This window comes from Bradyrhizobium sp. CAR08 (genome assembly GCF_052871955.1).
This window is the reverse complement of the sequence record NZ_JBIXJX010000023.1, coordinates 40521-60300: the sequence shown is the minus strand read 5'-3', so window position 1 is coordinate 60300 and position 19780 is coordinate 40521. Positions and strand designations below refer to the sequence as shown.

General features: G+C 61.1%; 17 protein-coding genes. 12 read left to right on the top strand and 5 right to left on the bottom strand.

The features are described from left to right. Window positions 1-31: 31 nt before the first annotated feature. The 3 genes from ACIPUD_RS33855 to ku form a co-directional block, all read right to left on the bottom strand. Window positions 32-1924 (bottom strand): phospholipase D-like domain-containing protein, encoded by a 1893-nt coding sequence (locus tag ACIPUD_RS33855; RefSeq protein ID WP_446482373.1) that lies wholly within the window; start codon window positions 1922-1924, stop codon window positions 32-34. A 378-nt stretch (window positions 1925-2302) separates the two neighbouring features. Beyond that, entirely contained in the window at window positions 2303-3490 is a 1188-nt protein-coding gene (locus ACIPUD_RS33850) for a hypothetical protein (RefSeq protein ID WP_446482372.1), read from the bottom strand. 192 nt (window positions 3491-3682) lie between these two features. Then, window positions 3683-4630 carry a non-homologous end joining protein Ku gene (gene ku, locus ACIPUD_RS33845; protein WP_446482403.1) on the bottom strand — a complete coding sequence of 316 codons (948 nt, stop codon included), beginning with the start codon at window positions 4628-4630 and terminating at the stop codon, window positions 3683-3685. A 166-nt stretch (window positions 4631-4796) separates the two neighbouring features. On the opposite strand from ku, the gene ACIPUD_RS33840 reads away from it, so the two are divergent. The 7 genes from ACIPUD_RS33840 to ACIPUD_RS33810 all read left to right on the top strand — a co-directional run bounded on the left by ACIPUD_RS33840 (window position 4797) and on the right by ACIPUD_RS33810 (window position 9557). After that, on the top strand, window positions 4797-5165 hold the full coding sequence (locus ACIPUD_RS33840) for a hypothetical protein (RefSeq protein ID WP_446482371.1): 369 nt from the start codon (window positions 4797-4799) through the stop codon (window positions 5163-5165). Window positions 5166-5172: 7 nt separating this feature from the next. Beyond that, the gene (locus ACIPUD_RS33835) at window positions 5173-5622 is read left to right on the top strand and encodes a hypothetical protein (protein ID WP_446482370.1); all 450 of its coding nucleotides are present in this window, start codon (window positions 5173-5175) and stop codon (window positions 5620-5622) included. Between the two features lie 2 nt (window positions 5623-5624). Beyond that, window positions 5625-6353 (top strand): SOS response-associated peptidase, encoded by a 729-nt coding sequence (locus ACIPUD_RS33830; protein ID WP_446482369.1) that lies wholly within the window; start codon window positions 5625-5627, stop codon window positions 6351-6353. A 127-nt stretch (window positions 6354-6480) separates the two neighbouring features. Beyond that, window positions 6481-6744: a hypothetical protein gene (locus ACIPUD_RS33825; protein ID WP_446482368.1), complete on the top strand. Its 264-nt coding sequence runs from the start codon at window positions 6481-6483 to the stop codon at window positions 6742-6744. Window positions 6745-6993: 249 nt separating this feature from the next. Beyond that, window positions 6994-7401, top strand: coding sequence for a hypothetical protein (locus tag ACIPUD_RS33820; RefSeq protein WP_354207389.1), 408 nt, complete (start codon window positions 6994-6996; stop codon window positions 7399-7401). Between the two features lie 49 nt (window positions 7402-7450). Beyond that, window positions 7451-7855 (top strand): hypothetical protein, encoded by a 405-nt coding sequence (locus ACIPUD_RS33815; protein ID WP_446482367.1) that lies wholly within the window; start codon window positions 7451-7453, stop codon window positions 7853-7855. A 43-nt stretch (window positions 7856-7898) separates the two neighbouring features. Then, window positions 7899-9557: a recombinase family protein gene (locus ACIPUD_RS33810; RefSeq protein WP_446482366.1), complete on the top strand. Its 1659-nt coding sequence runs from the start codon at window positions 7899-7901 to the stop codon at window positions 9555-9557. Between the two features lie 363 nt (window positions 9558-9920). Here the strand turns inward: ACIPUD_RS33810 and ACIPUD_RS33805 are convergent, their stop codons facing one another. After that, window positions 9921-10658 (bottom strand): outer membrane protein, encoded by a 738-nt coding sequence (locus tag ACIPUD_RS33805; protein WP_446482365.1) that lies wholly within the window; start codon window positions 10656-10658, stop codon window positions 9921-9923. Window positions 10659-11356: 698 nt separating this feature from the next. On the opposite strand from ACIPUD_RS33805, the gene ACIPUD_RS33800 reads away from it, so the two are divergent. The 5 genes from ACIPUD_RS33800 to recQ all read left to right on the top strand — a co-directional run bounded on the left by ACIPUD_RS33800 (window position 11357) and on the right by recQ (window position 18460). Then, window positions 11357-12931 (top strand): amidase family protein, encoded by a 1575-nt coding sequence (locus tag ACIPUD_RS33800; RefSeq protein ID WP_204512809.1) that lies wholly within the window; start codon window positions 11357-11359, stop codon window positions 12929-12931. A gap of 379 nt (window positions 12932-13310) precedes the next feature. Beyond that, complete coding sequence (locus tag ACIPUD_RS33795; RefSeq protein ID WP_085348411.1) at window positions 13311-14612, top strand: O-acetylhomoserine aminocarboxypropyltransferase/cysteine synthase family protein; 1302 nt, start codon at window positions 13311-13313, stop codon at window positions 14610-14612. 12 nt (window positions 14613-14624) lie between these two features. Then, the gene (metA, locus tag ACIPUD_RS33790; RefSeq protein ID WP_018452864.1) at window positions 14625-15626 is read left to right on the top strand and encodes a homoserine O-succinyltransferase MetA; all 1002 of its coding nucleotides are present in this window, start codon (window positions 14625-14627) and stop codon (window positions 15624-15626) included. Window positions 15627-15729: 103 nt separating this feature from the next. Then, entirely contained in the window at window positions 15730-16473 is a 744-nt protein-coding gene (locus ACIPUD_RS33785) for a polysaccharide deacetylase family protein (RefSeq protein WP_026232410.1), read from the top strand. A 121-nt stretch (window positions 16474-16594) separates the two neighbouring features. After that, window positions 16595-18460: a DNA helicase RecQ gene (gene recQ / locus ACIPUD_RS33780; RefSeq protein ID WP_446482364.1), complete on the top strand. Its 1866-nt coding sequence runs from the start codon at window positions 16595-16597 to the stop codon at window positions 18458-18460. A 202-nt stretch (window positions 18461-18662) separates the two neighbouring features. Here the strand turns inward: recQ and ACIPUD_RS33775 are convergent, their stop codons facing one another. Next, the gene (locus ACIPUD_RS33775; RefSeq protein ID WP_085348408.1) at window positions 18663-19676 is read right to left on the bottom strand and encodes a 1-aminocyclopropane-1-carboxylate deaminase; all 1014 of its coding nucleotides are present in this window, start codon (window positions 19674-19676) and stop codon (window positions 18663-18665) included. Window positions 19677-19780: the final 104 nt, after the last annotated feature.

Sequence of the window (19780 nt, the reverse complement as noted above, 5' to 3'; positions counted from 1 at the left end):
AGCGCGCTCCTTGCGATGCCGAACCGACCTCCTATTGCCCCGAGAAGTAGAGGCGCCGAAGACTTCGGTCGGTTCCTTTTGCGAAATAGCTCGCGCTCGGCCGCTCACCGTCGATCCAGTTCGGATTGTCGATCAGATATTTCCGCAAAAGAGCGGCGGCCTCCGTCTGGTTATCCTTGAACGACAGCGATTCACGGAAAGCATAATGGGAGAAGAGCCGCATGAACTCACCGAGATAAATATCCGCCAGGGTCTCATTGCCCTCGATCACCAGCATGTTTTCGTCATTGGTGATGGCTGAGGCGTCGGAGAAGTTCGCAGAGCCTACGACGATGACCGGGGTCTGGCCGAGCGGATCGGAAAGCATGTACTTGGTATGTACGTAAAGCACGTGCTGATCTTTGGTGATCCGATCGATTTCCTGAAGCCACCGGTCGAAGTTGTTCAATTCGACCTTGTGGCCCACGGACACAACCGTGTTGGGTAGCTTTCGAATGCGGTCGATCTCGGCCGATTGCTGCTTCATCGTCTTGCCGTTGCCTTTCTTCTCCATCAGGGCAAACCGCAGCACGTCGTCCTTGCGTTCATACACGTCGACGAAACGGCTGTTCATGCCAAATGCAAAGGTCATGAACAATGCTCGCTCACTCTTACCGGCGATCTCTGCGTACCAGTCCATCGCAGCGAGTTCGGTTTGCGGCGAGAAAACGGGCGTGACCTCCTTGTCCCAGGGATGCGCCGGCGCGGGCGTCGCTTCGTCATTGGCTTCCGCTGTGAGTTTCTTGGTCGGGTCCTTGTCCAACAAGGTCCAGAACTCATAATACTTCTGTGCGATGTCTCGGTCGCGAACGATATGGGCATTGTTGGAATGGCCGTATATGCCGTTCTCGCTGAGATTGGTTGAGCCCGTCCAAACCTGCTCTGATGTATCATTTTTGCGAAGAACTAGAAATTTGTTGTGCGCGAATTGACCAGTATGGATACGCGGCTTGACCATCTTGCCAAGGCCGGCTCCCTCCATCGCCGCACGGTTCTTGTCGCCTTGCGTTTTTCCGTCGTACAGGATCTTGACGGTCGCGCCGCGCTTCTTGGCTGCCTTGAGCGCGGTATAGATTTCCTCGTTCTTGAACTCGAAGAAGGCCCCGTAGAGCTCGTCGCCCTCGTCGGCCTGTTTGATATAGGCCTGCAGTCCCTCGATCAGACCGCGAGACAGCCAATCAAAGGCCGCCTGGCCCACCTCGTCAGGCGTCCGGTTCTGAAAGCGGCGTGCATATTCCTGGGAGGCGACGGCGCCGCGGTTGAAGAACACGGCGTGTTTCCCGATCTCAGTGCCCTCCGTTTTGACATCCAGCGAAACATCAGGCCCATCCTTCAGGGCCGTCGGTGTTCCACAGCGCGGTACGATGCGATACGTATAGTCGTGGATCTCGTCGACCGTGTAGTCGGACCATTGAAAGGTCTGCAGGGGATGTTTGTAAGATGTGACCGGGACTCCCGGTGCCGGGTGCGGTTCGACGGCTTTGAAGGTCTTCATGCCCGGCAGCCAGATGACCTCGCCATCTGAGTGGCGGGTGCGTTCGATGGCAAACCCCAGAACCTTGTCCTTCCGGATGGACGCGGCTGGATAATCCCATCCCAGCAGCACAACGTGGGTACCGGCGATCGCGAGGGCGGGAAATGGGTCGGTTGGCTTGCTTTTCTTGCGCATGGATCGTTCAACATTTTCCAGAATGAATTTAGAAAGAATAGAGAGGCACGCCAAAATGGCGGCCCGTTCAAAGCGTTCGTCACGAAACCGGCAAATAGAGACCGGCCAGCAGGCGGCGGCTTCACGCACAAACGAGCGCGCGCAGGCCTTGCGCGGATTTCCGCCAACCAGTCGATGAATCTTTCTTCCCAGGCTCGGAACCTCAAAATTCTGCACAATTTCGATTTCAATTACAAGACGTGTCAGGAAATTTCACACGCCCGGGCTAGCGTTGACGCCGAGGGCCAACGTTCGCCACTGATCACGGGATTGTCGATCCAGAAACACACCCGTCGTCTCGGATGGATTTTCAAGGTGGAGGTGTTCATAGCGGGCCTAAACGTCCCAGCCCTGCGCCTTATTGAATTAGATCATGTTGCACTGCGAGGAGTCGTTCTCGCCAGCATCACTTGCGCGCTCACGCCCGCGCCGACAGCAATCGGGGCAAAGGGTCATTGGAGCGAAATGAGCTTAAACAGCATGCGTGTTGATCGGCCGCTTGATCCGAATCTTCCATAACAACGCATACGCGCGCGACGGCGCAGACTAGCCGAGCTAGTTACATAACTTGACTGCACGTTTGAGTGCGTCTGCGGATAAGCCATGTTGCAGGCGGCTGATGAGGTCGTCTGTAGCCCGAAGGATTGCCTCTTCCTCAGGTGAGCGTGGAGCGCCTGGCCCCCACGAAAGATAATCTCTGAACGCAATAATCTTCTTCAGCTTGATCAACTCATCCGCCTTGGCTTCAATGAAGGCATCAAGCTGAGCTTCGTATCTCCGTCGTTCTTGTTCTTTGAGGTAAGCCTGGTGAGCTTCCTCTCTCCGGCGCTTTTCGGCTTCTGCGGCAATGCGATTGTGTCGCGCCGTTGCAGCGCCCGTCAGCATCCCAACCAGGACGTCACCCAGGAAGGTTTCGAGTTTACTCGTCCGTCTGTCGTTCCACCGACCGAGCACGTAGCCATCCTGCCATTGCGATCTAAGCGGGTCAGTCAGAGTCAGCGACAACCGACCGGAGGGTTGATAGTCCCAGCTGCGCCAATGCCGTCGATCGAGATTATACAGTGACGGCCATTTGCGGTGTTGTTCTTCCCAGTTGGCCTTCGCCTTCAGTTCGGCCTGGGTGGGCTGATGTGCTGTCTTGTCCCTTGTCTCGCCAAGCTGGAGAGACAGGCATTCGCCGTCAACGATCACAACGAGCCCGGTGTCAGTCGCCTTAGTCTGCTGCCCGGCAGCGTCCACGGCCTTTAGGAGCGTATCGACAATTAGCCAGGCCCGGTCGCGGTTGGCCGCCCCTAGGGATGCGACCAGGAGGCCCGGGCCACCAACCCGCAGAAAACCCTCGTCATCTGGCTTTGTCGACCGGAGTGCCTGCCTGAACGCGCTGGCGGCCGGGTGAAGACGCGCGGGCGCCTGTTCCGGAACAAGAATGGGTGCTGTGATCCTTTCGTGAGCCTTCGCCGCGGCCTCCATTACTTCCTGGGGCACATTTGGATGCGCAAATACGGAGACGAGGACGTGGTCGGACACGCCCGGACTCGGCGGCAACAGGGGCGTCTTTTTAACGGGCTTGCCAAAATTGAGCTTTGCCCAATAGCCGAGCGGCGGGGTGGGTACCTGATGGCGGACACAGGTTTTTCGTAAGCCGACGTCGGATAGCCCAAACTCCTTGGCGAGTTTCACGAGAGGGGTCGTCCAGACGAGGTCGTAAAGTTCTTGGCGGGTGAATTCCCTGGTTTTGCTCATAGCCGAATCCCGAGTGGCATTGGTCGGTCAACGGCCGATTTATGTCATAACTTTCAATACGGGAGCGCGCTGAGCTCAATTCCCAATTCTGCGGCAAAGCGCTCTGCCGATCGGCCGAGTTCTTCCCCAACAGCGCAATGCGAGTCGTGATTGGGTTCACTCCGCTGAGCGCAGTGGACGATGATGTATCTCTCAAGCCGCCGCTACGGCTGCTGCACGCCGACTTACGCTGCGATCTGGCCGACTTTTTGACGAGGTTCCCTTTGCAGGCTTCGTGCCTTGGATCGACATCAGCATTTCCTTCTGGCCCGCTGCCTTTTTCAGCGGCTTCTTGACCGACTTCTTCGCAGCTTTGGGTTCTGACGCAGTTCCCGAGACGCTTCGGCGCAGCGCCTCCATCAGGTCGACCACGTTCTCACCGCGTGGGCGTTCCTTCGGTGTGATTGTCTTGCCAGCCCGCTTTTGATTGATCAGTTCGATTAGAGCGCTTTCGTACTGATCTTCGAACTTCTCCGGCTCGAAGCGCCCCGCCTTCTGATTGACGATGTGCCTGGCCAGATCCAGCATATCCTTCGTGACTCTTACATCCTGAATCTCATCGAAGTACTCCTGCTCGCTGCGCACCTCATACGGGTAGCGAAGCAGCGTGCCGACGAGACCCTTATCCATCGGCTCAAGCGCGATAATGTGCTCGCGGTTCGTCAGGACCACTCGTCCGATTGCGACCTTGTCCATCTCGCGGATGGTCTCACGGATTACCGCGAAAGCGTCGTGTCCAACCTTGCCGTCCGGACGGATGTAGTAGGGACGAATCAGGTAGCGCGGGTCAATGTCGGTACGATCGACGAACTCATCGATCTCGATGGTCCGCGTAGACTCCAACGCGATCTCCTCGAGCTCCTCCTTCGAGACCTCGATGTACTGGCCCTTCTCAAGCTTATAGCCCTTGACGATGTCCTCGTTCGGCACCTCGTCGCCGGTGTCTGCGTCCACCTTCAAGTACTTGATGCGGTGGCCGGTCTGCCGGTTGAGCTGGTTGAAAGAGATCTTTTCGCCCTCAGATGTGGCCGGGTAAAGCGCCACCGGGCAGGTCACCAGAGACAATCGCAGGAAGCCTTTCCAGTTGGCGCGCGGTGCTATTTACGCAGAACTCCTGTTTCGGGACCCACAGACTCAAGACGAACGATTGCGCCCGGTTCCGACCGCCCGAACGGGCCCACAGGATGATTTTTTCTAACGGGGGATCGACTCCATTGTTCCTGATATGTTCTAATCGGACATGACCGACCGACCCGCGAGCTGGCGCATGCCGACCCCGAAGCAGATGGAAAAGATGATTGGTGCCGTCCGCCGAAACATGCCGCCCGCGCCTGGGTTGGCTCCAAATGACGACCTACCGCCTGAATACTGGCAGGCTCTCCTCGATGACAGTCATGCGGAGGCGAAGCCCGGGCACTCCGCAGGGGCGTTGCGGCTATTACAAATCTCCCACCATATTCTGCGGCTTGGCTGTGGCCGGTGCGGCAGGCTGGTCGAGATTCAGAAGGTCGACGCCACACGCCTCTACGGCGCGGATGCGGTGTGGAACGAGGTCGGCCAGCGTCCTTTAAACAACACCTGCAAGCAGCGGACTGGCCGTTACGAAGAGGATGGCTGCTGGCCGACGTTCGACTAAGCCGTCGATGGCGCCCAAGTACCATCCCACACCCCTCTCCGGGACCGATCGAAAGGCACTCGGCAAAGAGCTCAGCAAAGCCCGCGCGATGACCACGATTCTGGGAGCGCAGTCGGCTGAAGCCCGTGCCAAGGGCGAAGCTCTCATCCGTCAGGCCGACAAGCTGCTGTGCGAATCTTGGAACGAGAAGTTGTGGGCAGATGGGGGACCGATCGATCCATCCCCCACGATCGACCAAGCCTTGAATGGCGGCTACTCATCGCTTGAGATCCAATGTTCGCGCTGCAAGACTAAGAGGGATGTCGACCTAGCCATGCTGCGGCATCCGCCAATCACATTGGTCCACGACCTCGCGAGCCGGCTTCGCTGCAGCAACTGTGCTAAGGCCGGCCGACGTCCGGCCGCCACCCTCCTGCAGCTGAGACCCGGTCCTCGCCAGGCACCTCCGGAGACCTGAACGTGTGCAATCTCTACTCGATGACGAAGAACGTGGACGCGATTCGTCACCTGTTCGGGGCGCTCAACAGCAGCGTCGGAAACTTGCCCAGCATGCCGGGCATCTTCCCGGACTACCCAGCCCCTATCGTCCGTAATGCTTCGGGTGGACGAGAGATCGTCATGGCTCGCTGGGGCATGCCATCGTCGCAGAAGGCACTCCTGGACGCGACGAAGAAGCGCGCTGAGAAACTGGAAGCCAAGGGCAAGACGGTGGATTTCAAGGACCTGCTCCGGATGGAGCCGGACAGCGGCACAACCAACATCCGGAACGCCACGAGCGCACATTGGAAGCGGTGGCTCGGGCCCCACAATCGCTGCTTAGTCCCTCTGACGTCGTTTTCCGAGTACGACACGATTGAGGGCAAGAAGGTGCCGGTGTGGTTCGCCCTGGACGAGTCTCGGCCCCTTATCGCTTTTGCGGGCATCTGGACGAACTGGACATCGGTGCGGAAGGTCAGGGAAGGCGAAGTAAACGCCGATGTTTTCGGTTTCCTGACCTGTGAGCCGAATGCCGAGGTGAAACGCGTCCATCCAAAAGCAATGCCCGTCATCCTGACAACTACTGAGGAATACGACGTCTGGCTCCGTGCCCCCTGGGACGAGGCTAAGGCGCTGCAGCGGCCGCTTCCGGACGGGGCGCTCAAGATCTTTGCCACCGGAGAAAAGGAAGACCCAGCGCCCAGCACGTAGTTTCTGCACAGGCCTGCGGAACAGGTTGGACAGGGCCGCGCCCTGATGATTCGGAATCCCTGCTACGTGCTAACCGCAGGGAACGTGGGCGGGACGGAGGGATTCGTCCGGGCAGGAGCGATCTCTTATGCTGATCACTAAGGAAAGACGTCCGGCGATCCGGACGCTGCGCGGCTGGGCAATCTTGCTGCTACAGGAGGCCGGCGCCATCCGTGAGTGCGAGGAGCATGGGTGGATGCAAGAACGTGCCGACCCACACGCTCGCGACCGAGCACTGGAAATGGGGAGAGAGGATCCGCCCACCGGCCTGTCTCCAGACCAAGCCGTGGCGCAGATCCGGGAAGTCCTGGACTCAATAGGTGACACCTGCCCGGATTGCCGGGCGACCTAGGCTGTCACGCCCGCGTCAGCTGCTCAAAATATCAGGTGATTGATCTCCCCCAGTCCAGATGGGCGCGTTTCGTGCGGCGGGCTATTCGTGAACTGCCAGGAAGCACCTCATTTACTCCCAGCCGTTGGGAGGGCGCGTTATCTCGGGCGCGAGACCCGAAAACCCTTGAAGGTCATTCTTGGAAACTAGCGCCAGCCCTTGATCTCGCGCGACAGTTGCGTTTGGATAGGCCGCTCGGGGGAGAAAGAAATGCGGTCGCTGGGAATTGCTTTGCTCTGTGTGGGACTCGGAGGATGTTACGCAACAGGCGCAGATGTTCGTGCCAAACTGGGCCAAGACTACGTGGGAAAAAACGTAGATGCTCTGGTCGTTCGTTGGGGGCCACCCGCCAGTACTTTCAAGATGAACAGCGGCGAAATCGCCCATAGCTGGCAGCTGGCGAGTGGGAGCTCATTTTCGGTCTCTCGTGACGGTCGAGACAGCGCATCGGGAAGTTCGCAGGGATACGCTTGCAAGGTCAACGTCGTTGCATCGCCGAGCGGCACGATCAAAAGTCTCGACACTGAAGACAAGGACAATAGTCTTTATTACGGACCCATTCCTACTGGCGTCCAGCTTGGCAGCGTTTGTGCAGAGCAACTTGGAATGAAGCAGTAGAGGCTGGTGTCTTCGCTGCCCTACTCGATGACAGGCTGATGGCCGCTGTATGCGTTCCACATCGCGGTTCGTTCTCATCGCTCTGTTTGCGCTCGTCACGCCAGCCACTGCGGCAATCGAGCATATGGCCGACTCCCTGCATGTGGGCCGTGCCTCCGGCGACCGTGATCAGTGGCAACGGATCGATTTCCGCTCCTCGGGACAGCCCCGGCCAAACGCAGCACAGATCAAAGTCGCCATCCGCACTAAGGGCCTTAGCATGCAGGGCCTGATCCGAATTCCGGGTGCCCCAGCATCGAACTTCGACACCGGCAACGGTTTGACCGTCGTTGACCTAATAAACGTCGGCCGCCCTAGCAGCGGCTATGCTGACATTGTCGCGCTCGAAATATTGTTCACCCAAACAACCCCGGGACAATTCTACGAGGTGTTTGCGGTCGGTGATGGCGACTAAGCCAAATAGATCTGCTAAAATGCAGGCCCGGGGACGCCCGCTGATGGCTAACTCGCTCGTCATACGCAAGGGAACAAACCTAGAGAAGCGCAGCCGAGCCCTTCGCGCGGCGCAATACCTGCGAATGTCGACCGAACTTCAACGCTATTCTCTGCAGAACCAGGCTGCTGCCATAGCCGCGTATGCCCAGCAACAAAACCTCACGATCGTTCGTGACTATATCGACGAAGGTCGTAGCGGCTTAAGAATCAAAGGCCGGGCGGGTCTTATCGAACTGATTAAGGACGTCGAATCTGGGGACGCGGATTTCGATCACGTCCTCGTTTACGACGTCAGCCGGTGGGGCCGTTTTCAGGATGTCGACGAAAGCGCGCACTACGAATTTGTCTGCAAGCAGAAAGGTGTCCAGATCGCCTATTGCGCCGAGCAATTTGACAACAACGGGAGCCTTCTGTCGAGCATTGTCAAAAACATAAAGCGAGTGATGGCGGCCGAGTACAGCCGAGAGCTCTCGGTCAAGGTTCATGCCGGGCTATGCAGGTTGACCAGCCTTGGATATCGCGCGGGGGCGCCTATCACTTACGGTCTTCGGAGAGAGCTGGTTGACGAAAGTCATCGATCGAAAGGGCGACTGGGCAAGGGAGAACACAAATCTCTCAAAACGGACCGGGTGCGCGTCCGAGCCGGGTCCGACGAAGAAGCCGAGATTATACGATTGATCTTTCGTCAGTTTGCGGTCGAAGGAAAGTCGGATGCGGCGATCGCCCGAGGCCTCAATCGTGCGCAGGTCGGCAACCAGCACGGGCGACCGTGGAGCTACCGGATGGTGCACACGATTCTCAAGAACGAGAATTACATCGGGAAAGTCGTATATAACCGCACCTCGAAGCAGCTCGGGCAGAAGCTCAAGCGAAACCCTCCCGACCAGTGGGTCCGCGGTGGCGCAACTATAAAGCCCATCGTTGATGAAGAACAGTTTGCGCGTGCCCAGCGCATCATGGCCGATCGCTACATTAGAATCTCCGAAGACGAGATGTTGAAACGGCTGCGCACGACACTTGCGCGCAAGGGACGGCTGACCACGCGGATTATCAACTCCGCGCCCGGGCTTCCTTGTTCAGACGCTTACGTCGATCACTTCGGTTCACTTCGGAAGGCCTACGCGCGCATCGGCTATTCTGCGTCCCGCGATTGCAACTGGATCGACTGCCATGATCTCTGGTCCGGAGTTCTGGAGCAACACAAGGCCCAGGCAATTGAGGCACTCAGAAGCGAGGACGGAATATGCATCAGCTCCGATGAGGCCGGGGTCGGACTGAAGATAAACGGTCTCAACCTGTCCTTTCTTGTTGCTCGACAGAGCACGAAGCCCAAGCTGGAGTACGTGGATCACTGGAGAGTCTACACCCGGCCGGTTCCTCTCGGATTGTTGGCGGTGCTGCGGTTGGACAGCGCCAATCGAGCCATTCGAGACTATGTGCTGCTTCCTCTCGCTAAAAAGTGCGACGGTCATTATCTCAGGGTCTCGGATATTGCTTTAGCCCGCCTCCACGCGCTCCAGTTCGAGAGGTTTGACGAGCTCATTGATTTCGTCAGAAAGAGGTTGGTAGCCAGCCGCGCCGCGTCAGCCACGACAAACCCGCCGAACAAACGAGTGAAATCAAGCCGGCCCAAAACCAAGAACGGCCGCGCGCGGCGTTGATGGACCGCAGATAGAGAAACGCTCCGAGGAGTGTTCCGTAGTTCCTTCTAAAGTCTCCGTTGAGCTTGGCGATCTTGGATAGCTCCGAAGACGTTTCATATCCGTCGGCCACGATGCTGGCTCCTATGTCAACTACCAGCACCTTATGAACCACTGTTTTGCCCGACGGAGCAAGTCAAATTTCTGTTTTTCGAAAAATGGGGGCTTCTGATTGGTTGAGGGGCGTTGCTCTTACGCCCGGGTAAAGCGGGCGTCAGTGGTCAACAGAAACGCAAAGAAGCCGGCGCAAGGCCGGCTTCTGCGTATTCTAGTGCTGAAAGAAAGCGAAGCTCAATACCTCGCGGCGGCCGGGCCACCGAAGCGTTAGTTGAGGCGCGCCGTGACCACGTCGACGTCTTGGCTGATGCGATCAATCCGGAGGAGGGTCCCCGCCGGAATGAGCAGACCTGTCGACGACATCGTTACATCGCGGTCACCCATGAACATGTGGTTGTACTCCACGCCGACCGACCAGTTCGGCGCGAAGCCGTACTCCAAACCAACGCCGACGGTGCCGCCCCACCGGGTTTCGGTAGCCGAATCGAAGGCCACGTCGCCGGGAATGGTTCGACCTGTGTACTTGTCGCGGGTGACGGCCGCGCCGCCCTTCACATAAAGCAGCGCATTGTTCCAAGAATAGCCGACTTGTCCGGTGAAGAGGCCGAAAGCGTCGATCTTGGATTGGTTCCGGGCGATGATGAAGGTGCTGGAGTTCGATCCGTTAAAGTCTGCCCAGTTTCCCTGTGCTTCGAGCCCGAAAACATAAGGTCCGGTCTGCCAACGGTAGCCGATTTGACCGCCGACTGTGCCGCCAGATGCATCGTGGCAGCCTTCAGCACCGCCGGGAACAACCGCAAATACACCGAACTGGGTCATATCCCAGCACTTGCGGCTCGTACCCCAACCGCCGTTTGCGCCAATGTAAAAGCCGCTCCAGTCATACATCGCAACCGCCATCGGAGGCGCCTTGGTGTACGGACGGGCCGCCAGATCGGCTGCGCTTGCCGGAGCTGACAAACCCAGAGCGAGTGTGCCGGCCGCAGCCACTAGAAGCCTTTTCATACGCGTGTCTCCCCAGGAAAATGAGTTCAATGAATCGGTGCGTTCGCCCACCTGCCGATTGCAAGCTACGGCATTCGCTCTTCGGTTGCTGTAGTTGGCTTGCGACACCGGCTTCCAAAAAGGGTCAGAAATCTTGTACTTGCCAGCAATTGCGGGAACCAATCCGCTTGGGTGCATACCGAGTGGTCTAGTGCAACGCCGCGTGTGACCCTAAACGGGCTCTGGATGTGCGCCTGGCGGTTCACGATCGGTTCTGAGGTTGCTCAATTCCTCTCATGCAAGCAGGGCGCTGGCCTGTTACCTCACCTCCGTGCGGGCTATCGGTCCAATGCTTGAAGCTCCTGGCCCATCGGCCAGTGCGACTAAGGTCGAAAGCAGCCGGTACCAGCAATACCAACGGGTGGAGAAGGTTCGAGCCCAGTTCCTCTCCCTCCGCCATCAGCCCCGTGTCCGCTCCAATTGCCGCTGTCCAAATGGCGGCGTCAAAACCCGGTCGCGATGCGGCAACCTGGCCGCAGTTTATTCCATCATTCAACAACCAGTACATGCGTCGTGGGAAAAGCCCCAAAGGTGCATGAGCGTCTCTCGCGCGCCTTCGGCCGCCACAACGCGTCGTGAAGTCGCGCCATGCAGAAACGCGCCTGTACACGGTGGCGTGACCTCCATAACTTCCGCGGCGCAATGTGAGGAGATGCGACGTGGCGAAGAAGACGGCGACCAGGAAGAAATCTGCTGCGAAGAAAGCAGCGAAGACCTCCAGCAAGACAAGCGCCGTTCGCAAGGGCAAGGTCGCGAAGGCTGCAACCAAGCCGGTCAAGAAGGCCGCCGCGCGAAAATTGTCCGCACCGCGCCGCCCCAAGGGCCCGGCCTGGCAATGGTCGGCGGTCGAGACCGCAGCCGCAATCCGCTCCGGCGCCATCTCGGCGGTCGAGACCGTCGAGGCGCATCTCGAGCGGATGCGGGCCGTCAATCCGCGACTGAACGCGGTTGTCGTCGATCTCTCTGAGGAGGCGCTGGCCGCGGCGCATGCGGCCGACAAGCGGCGCGCGAAGGGCGGCGAGCTCGGCCTTCTGCACGGCGTACCGATCACGATCAAGGAGAACGTCGACTACGAGGGCCGTCCGAACTTCAATGGCGTCCCCGCCAACAAGGACCTCATCGCGCCGTCGGATTCGCCGGTGGTGCGCAACCTGAAGAAGGCTGGCGCGATCATCATCGGCCTCACCAACACGCCGGAATTCTCCTTCCGCGGCTTCACCGACAATCCCCTGCACGGGCTGACGCTCAATCCCTGGGATCCCAATATCACCTGCGGCGGCTCCTCGGGCGGTGCGGGTTCGGCGGTCGCCGCCGGCATAGGCACCATCGCGCACGGCAACGACATCGGCGGCTCGCTGCGCTGGCCGGCGCATTGCAACGGCGTTGCGACCATCAAGCCGACGCAGGGACGTATTCCGGCCTTCAACGCAAGCGCAACCGCCGAGCGGCCGATGCTGGCGCATCTGATGTCGGCGCAGGGGCCGCTCGCCCGCCACGTCGCCGACGTCAGGCTCGCGCTGGAGGTGATGAGCCAGCGCGATCCGCGCGATCCCTGGTGGGTACCGGCGCCGCTGGTCGGGCCGAAGCCGAAGGGGCCGATCAAGGTCGCGCTCGCCAGGATTCCTGAAGACATGGACGTCGATCCGCACGTCGCGGCGGCGTTGCGTCAGGCCGCCGATCACCTGGAGCGTTCCGGCTATCGCGTCAGCGAGGTCGATGTGCCCGACATCGACGGCGTCTGGCAGACCTGGTGCGACATCATCACCAACGAGACGATGGTGATGCAGGAGGCCGGCATGCTGAAGGTGACGTCGGAAGACTTCCACAAGGCGTGGGGCGGCATGAAAGCCAAGGCCAACGTGCTCGACCTCAAGGCCTGGATGCAGGCGACCGCCGCGCGCAACGGCCACATTCGCGCCTGGCAATTGTTCTTCGAGGAGTATCCGGTGGTGCTGGCACCGACCACGGTGAAGCCGACGCCTAGCCCGCGCGAGGACACTGTCAGCCCCGAGCGCGTGCGCGAGATTTTCTGGGGCGAGATCCGCTTCATCTCCGCGATCAACGTGCTGGGCCTGCCGGGCGCCGTGGTGCCGGTGACGCTGCACGATGGCCAGCCGATCGGCGTGCAGCTCATTGCCGGGCGCTATCGCGAGGATCTCGCGCTCGATGCAGCGGCCGCGATCGAGAAGCGCGCCGGCGTGCTCGCCCATCGGCTGTGGGAACAGATGGACTGATAGGGCAGCGAAGTTGTTTCCCTCTCCCCTTGTGGGAGAGGGTGGCTCGCCGCGCAGCGGCGAGACGGGTGAGGGGTCTCTCTCCGCTAACGCAAGCTTGGCCGTATGGATAGAGACCCCTCATCCGGCGCTTCGCGCCACCTTCTCCCACAAGGGGAGAAGGGAGTGCAGCGTGTTCGCTGCCGCCAACCGCAAAACTTCATTAATCCAATTTGACTTGAATTTTAGCCAATTCCCCAACAACCGTTAGGGTTACTTCCTCGATCTCTAGACGAATTATTGTCCGCTTTACCACCCGCCTCTAACAGAGGGACGGCGGACAACGCACATGCCTCATACAGGCCAATAAGTGCGGCCCGCTCCACGCGGAGGTGGCACGATGCGCAACGAGACGATCGCTATTCACGCCGGCTACGAGCCCGAAGCCACCACGCACGCGGTTGCCGTGCCGATCTACCAGACCGCGGCCTACGCCTTCGACAGCGCCGATCACGGCGCGGCGCTCTTCAATCTCGAGACCGAAGGCTATCGCTACAGCCGCATCGCCAATCCGACCAGCGCGGTGCTGGAAAAGCGTATCGCGGAGCTCGAGGGCGGCGTCGGCGCGCTTGCGGTCGCGACCGGGCAGGCCGCGCTGCATTTCGCCTTCGTCAACGTCGCCGATCACGGCGGCAACATCGTTTCCGTGCCGCAGCTCTATGGCACCACGCATACGCTGCTCTCGCACATCCTGCCGCGGCAGGGCATCACCGGCCGCTTCGCCGAGAGCGACAAGCCCGAGGCAATCGAAAGGCTGATCGACGAGAACACCCGCGCCGTGTTCGCCGAAACCATCGGCAATCCCGCCGGCAATGTCTGCGACATCGAAGCACTGGCGAAGGTCGCCCACGCCCACGGCGTGCCGCTGATCGTCGACAATACCGTTGCAACGCCCATCCTGCTCAAGCCGTTCGATTACGGCGCCGACATCGCCGTGCATTCGCTGACCAAGTTTCTGGGCGGTCACGGCACCACGCTCGGCGGCGCCATCGTCGACTCCGGAAATTTCCCCTGGGCCAAGCACGCCGACCGCTTCCCCGGTTACAACAAGCCGGATGCCTCCTATCACGGCCTCGTCTATGCCGAGCGCTTCGGCCGCACAGCCTATATCGAGCGCGCGCGCAGCATCTATCAGCGCACCATGGGTTCGGTGCTGTCGCCGTTCAACGCCTTCCTGCTGCTCCAGGGCATCGAAACCGTCGCGCTGCGCATGGAGCGCCACTGCGAAAACGCCCGCAAGGTCGCCGAATTCCTGCGCAAGGATCCGCGCGTGGCCTGGGTCAACTACACCGGCTTCCCGGACAGTCCCTATTATCCGCTGGTGCAGAAATATCTCGACGGCAACGCCTCGTCGCTGTTCACCTTCGGCATCAAGGGCGGCATGGAAGCCGGCAAGTCCTTCTACGATGCGCTGAAGCTGATCACGCGCCTCGTCAATATCGGCGATGCCAAGTCGCTGGCCTGCCATCCGGCCTCGACCACGCACCGGCAGATGTCGGCGGAGCAGCAGCGGGTCGCCGGCGTTTTGCCGGAAACGATCCGCTTGTCGATCGGCATCGAGCATTGCCAGGACATCATCGAGGACCTCGATCAGGCACTGGAAAAGGCCTGCCCGTCCGCGCGCCTCCAGGCCGCGGAGTAGGCGGCTGCGCCGATGACGATCCTGATCGACAGGGATCAAGCTATATCGAGCCCGGCGCTGGTGCCGGGAGCGGGCGATCTGGCGCGCGAGCCCGGCGGCACCGAGCTCACGATCGGGTTGATCAACAACATGCCGGATCCGGCGCTGAAGGCGACCGAGCGGCAATTCATGAAGCTGCTGCAAGCCGCAGCAGGTCCGCGCCGCATCCGCTTTCACTGCTTCTCGCTGCCTTCGGTGAAGCGCTCGCCGGAAGCGAGATGGCATGTCGAGAGCGAATACTCGGAACTCACCGAGCTCAGACGCCACAGGTTCGACGGCCTGATCGTGACCGGCGCCGAGCCGATCGCGCCTGAGCTCGACCAGGAACCGTATTGGCGCGATCTCACCGAGCTGATCGACTGGGCCAAGGTCAACACGCGCTCGACGATCTGGTCGTGCCTCGCTGCGCATGCCGCGGTGCTGCATCTCGACCGCATCGAACGGCGGCCGCTGCCGGCCAAATGTCACGGCATTTTCGACTGCGAAGCCGTGACCAGGGATCCGCTGACGCGGGCCGCGCCCGCTCCCCTCAAGGTCTCGCATTCGCGTCTCAACGAGATCGCCGAGAGCGACCTCGTTGAGGCCGGCTACCAGGTGCTGACGCGTTCGGCAAAGGCCGGCGTCGATACCTTCGTCCGCCAATATGCCAGCCGATTCGTGTTCTTCCAGGGCCATCCGGAATATGACGCGCTGTCGCTTCAGCGTGAATATCTGCGCGACATCGGCCGTTATCTCGCGCGTGAGCGCGACAATTATCCGCATCTGCCCGTGAGCTATTTTGACGCTTCGACCGAAGAGAAGCTGGTCCGCTTCGAGAAACAGGCAAGGCACCAGCGCCACCCCGCGCTCAGCAACGAGCTGCCCGCGCTGAATTTGCGTGCCGATATTGCCGCGGGCAGCGCCGCGGCGGCATTGTTCCGGAACTGGCTGCAATATCTCGGCGCGGGGACCGACGCGTCGGTGCTTGCACGTTAGGTCGGGACGACGGCATCGACGTTAGGACTAACGAAGTGTGTAGCTTGCCTCGAGCGGCGCACGAATGCTTCAGTGACGGCGGGGCAGACAGGAAATGCGAGTCGTGTGGTCGGCACTCCAGGGACGCGTGAGCAATCGGCTGGCCCGGCACTTTCGTGCCGCGCCGCACCGTCTGCCCGCGCATGCGCCCATGGTGAGCTTCACCTTCGACGATGCCCCCGATAGCGCCGCAGGCGAGGGCGCCGAGCTTCTGGAGCAGCATGGCGGCCGCGGTACCTTCTATCTCGCGGGCAGCCTGGTCGATCGTCCCTCGGACCATTGGCACGGCCTGTCGAACGACGCGATCGTGCGGCTTCACCGGGCCGGGCACGAGATTGCGTGCCACACCTTCTCGCACCAGAGTGCGGTCAATCTCGACGAGACCGCCATGGCCCGCGAGATCGAGCGAAACCGCAGCCATTTTCGCGGCATCGATTCCTCGATCACGCTCGAAAATTTTGCTTACCCCTATGGCATCGCGTCGGTGTGGCGCAAGCCGCAGCTCGCCAAGACCTTCCGCTCGGCGCGCGGCATCCTTCCCGGCGTCAATCGCGACGTCATCGATCTCCAGTTCCTGCGGGCCTCGCCCCTGGTCGATCGCGAGATCAATACGACGGGTGTCGATGGCTATTTCGACGAGGCGGTCGAGAGCGGCGGATGGCTGATCTTCTACGGTCATGACGTCGCCAACGCGCCGAGCCCGTATGGCTGCACGCCGGACCTGATGCGCCATGCGCTGCAGGCCGCCGCGAGGCGCGACATGCCGATCGTGACGGTCGCGGAAGCGCTGCGGAGGATCGGGGCGTAAGAAAGTTTTCTTCCCACGAAGGGTGGAAGGCGGCGTCCTGCGGAGCAAACAGCCTTGCCACGCCTGCGCGGTCATGCGACTGGCCTTGTGACGAATCTCACGGCCTCACCCCGACATGCCCATGTCCTCTCCTTCCACCGCTCCGCTGCCTGCGCCGGCCCAGGGCCGCGATGTGCTGTCGGTGCTGCGTTCGGTGTTCGGCCTGCCCGGGTTCCGCGGCGCGCAGGGCGAGATCATCCGGCACGTCACCGGCGGCGGCAATTGCCTGGTGTTGATGCCGACCGGCGGCGGCAAGTCGCTGTGCTATCAATTGCCGGCGCTGCTGCGCGAAGGCTGCGGTGTCGTGGTGTCGCCCTTGATTGCGCTGATGCGCGACCAGGTCGCCGCCATGCTCGAAGCCGGGGTCAACGCGGCCGCGCTGAACTCGTCGCTGACCCCGCAGGAAGCCTCCGACATCGAGCGGCGCCTGATCGTGGGTGATCTCGACCTGCTCTATGTCGCGCCGGAACGGCTGCTGACGCCGCGCTGCCTGGCGCTGCTGGCGCGGGCGAAGGTGGCGCTGTTCGCGATCGACGAGGCGCATTGCGTCTCGCAATGGGGCCATGATTTCCGCCCCGAATATGTCGGCCTGTCGATCATCGCCGAGCGCTTTCCCGACGTGCCGCGCATCGCGCTGACCGCGACTGCCGACGAATTGACCCGCAAGGAGATCGTCGAGCGGCTTCAGCTTGCAGACAGTCCGCACTTCGTCTCCAGCTTCGACCGTCCCAACATCCGTTACGAGATCGTCGACAAGCGCAACGCGGTGTCGCAGCTCAAGGATTTCATCCGGGAGCGTCACGCAGGTGATGCGGGCGTCGTTTATTGTCTCTCCCGCAAACGGGTCGAGGAGGTCGCCGCGGCGCTCGACGACGCCGGCATTGCCGCATTGCCCTATCACGCCGGGCTCGACAGCAGCGTGCGCTCGCGCAACCAGGACCGCTTCCTCAACGAGGACGGCATCGTCATCGTCGCGACCATTGCCTTCGGCATGGGCATCGACAAGCCGGACGTGCGCTTCGTCGCGCATCTCGATCTACCCAAGAGCATCGAGGCCTATTACCAGGAGACAGGACGCGCCGGCCGCGACGGCAAGCCGTCGGCGGCCTGGATGGCCTACGGTCTCTCGGACATCGTGCAGCAGCGCCGCATGATCGACGAGTCGAGCGGCTCCGACGAATTCAAGCGGGTCTCGATTGGCAAGCTCGATGCGCTCGTTGGCCTCGCCGAAACGCCGCACTGCCGGCGCCGGCGGCTGCTCGCCTATTTCGGCGAGATCGTGATGGGCGAGGGCTGCGGCAATTGCGACAATTGCCTGACGCCGCCGAAAATGCGCGACGGCAGGGTGCTGGCGCAAAAACTGCTATCCTGTGCCTATCGCACCGGGCAGCGTTTCGGCGCGATGCACCTCATCGACGTGCTGATCGGACGCCTGACCGAGAAGGTGACGCAGTTCGGTCACGACAAGCTCACCGTTTTCGGCATCGGACGCGAGCTCAACGAGAAGCAGTGGCGTACGGTGCTGCGGCAGCTCGTGGCGATGGGACATTTGCTGAGTGACAGCGAATCGTTCGGCGCGCTGAAGCTGACGGATTCGTCGCGCGGCGTGCTGCGGGGCGAAACGGAAGTGTGGCTGCGCGAAGAGGCGCCCGGCGTCCGGATCCGTTCGAGCCGCGCCAAGTCCCGCCGCAGTGATCTGGCCCCGGCAGCCGACGCGCCGCAGGGCGATGTCGATCCTGAATTGCGCGCGCGGCTACGAGCGTGGCGCTCGGACATTGCCCGCGCACGTGGCGTGCCGGCCTACGTCGTGCTGCATGACGCCACCATCGACGGCATCGTTCGCGCATGGCCGACCACGCTGGACGAACTGCGCAATGTGCCCGGCATCGGAGACAAGAAGCTCGAGCATTACGGCAACGAGCTGCTGCAGATTGTCAGGACGCGGTAGGGCGCAGGCACACCTCCGCCGTCATCCCGGACAAGCGCAGCGAAGCGGAGCGCCGATCCGGGATCCATAGCCACGGGCCGTAGGAAAAGGCACGCTGACTGCCTCAGCGTGTTTCAACAATTGGCAGTCGGGGTAATCGGTCCTGGCTTTCGCCAGGACGACACTCGTCGGGAGGTGCGCGCCGCCTCACATCACCGACGCGCTAGCCGTTCCGGAACGCATATCCATAGCCGTTCAGCGCCGGCGCGCCGCCGAGATGGGCGTAGAGGATCTTTGCGCCCTTCTCGAAATAGCCCTTCTGCGTGAGATCGATCAGGCCCTGCATCGACTTGCCCTCGTAGACGGGGTCGGTGATCATGGCTTCGAGACGCGCGGTGAGGCGGATTGCCTCCTTGGTTTCTTCCGACGGCACGCCGTAGGCGGGATAAGCATAATCCTCGATCAGCACGACGTCGTCGGCGACGAGATCCTTGCCGAGCTCGACGAGCTTGGCCGTGTTCTGTGCGATCGAGAGCACCTGCGCCTTGGTCTGCGCCGGGGTGAAGGAGGCGTCGATGCCGATCACCTTTCGCGCGCGGCCATCGGCGGCGAAGCCGACCAGCATGCCGGCATGGGTCGAGCCGGTGACGGTGCAGACCACGATGTAGTCGAACTTGAAGCCGAGTTCGGCTTCCTGCTTGCGCACTTCCTCGGCGAAGCCGACATAGCCGAGGCCGCCGAATTTGTGCACGGAGGCGCCGGCGGGAATCGCATAGGGCTTGCCGCCCGCCGCCTTCACCTCCTCGATCGCGTCCTCCCAGCTCTTGCGGATGCCGATGTCGAAGCCGTCGTCGACCAGGCGCACGTCGGCGCCCATGATGCGCGACAGCATGATGTTGCCGACGCGGTCATAGACGGCGTCCTCGTGCGGCACCCAGGCCTCCTGCACCAGGCGGCACTTCATGCCGATCTTGGCCGCGACGGCCGCGATCATGCGGGTGTGGTTGGACTGCACGCCACCGATCGAGACCAGCGTGTCGGCGTTCGAGGCGATCGCGTCGGGGATGATGTATTCGAGCTTGCGCAGCTTGTTGCCGCCATAAGCGAGGCCGGAATTGCAGTCCTCGCGCTTGGCATAGACCTCGACATTGCCGCCGAGATGCTTTGACAGCCGCTCCAGCTTCTCGATGGGCGTCGGACCGAAGGTCAGCGGATAGCGCGCGAATTTTTCGAGCATCGTCAGGTCATCCCGATTGGCGTTAATGTCTGATAAAACGCTAGCATCGCTGCGTAAAAAGGTGCTTTCAAATACTGCGGCTCTGTTGCGCATGTTCTTGCAGA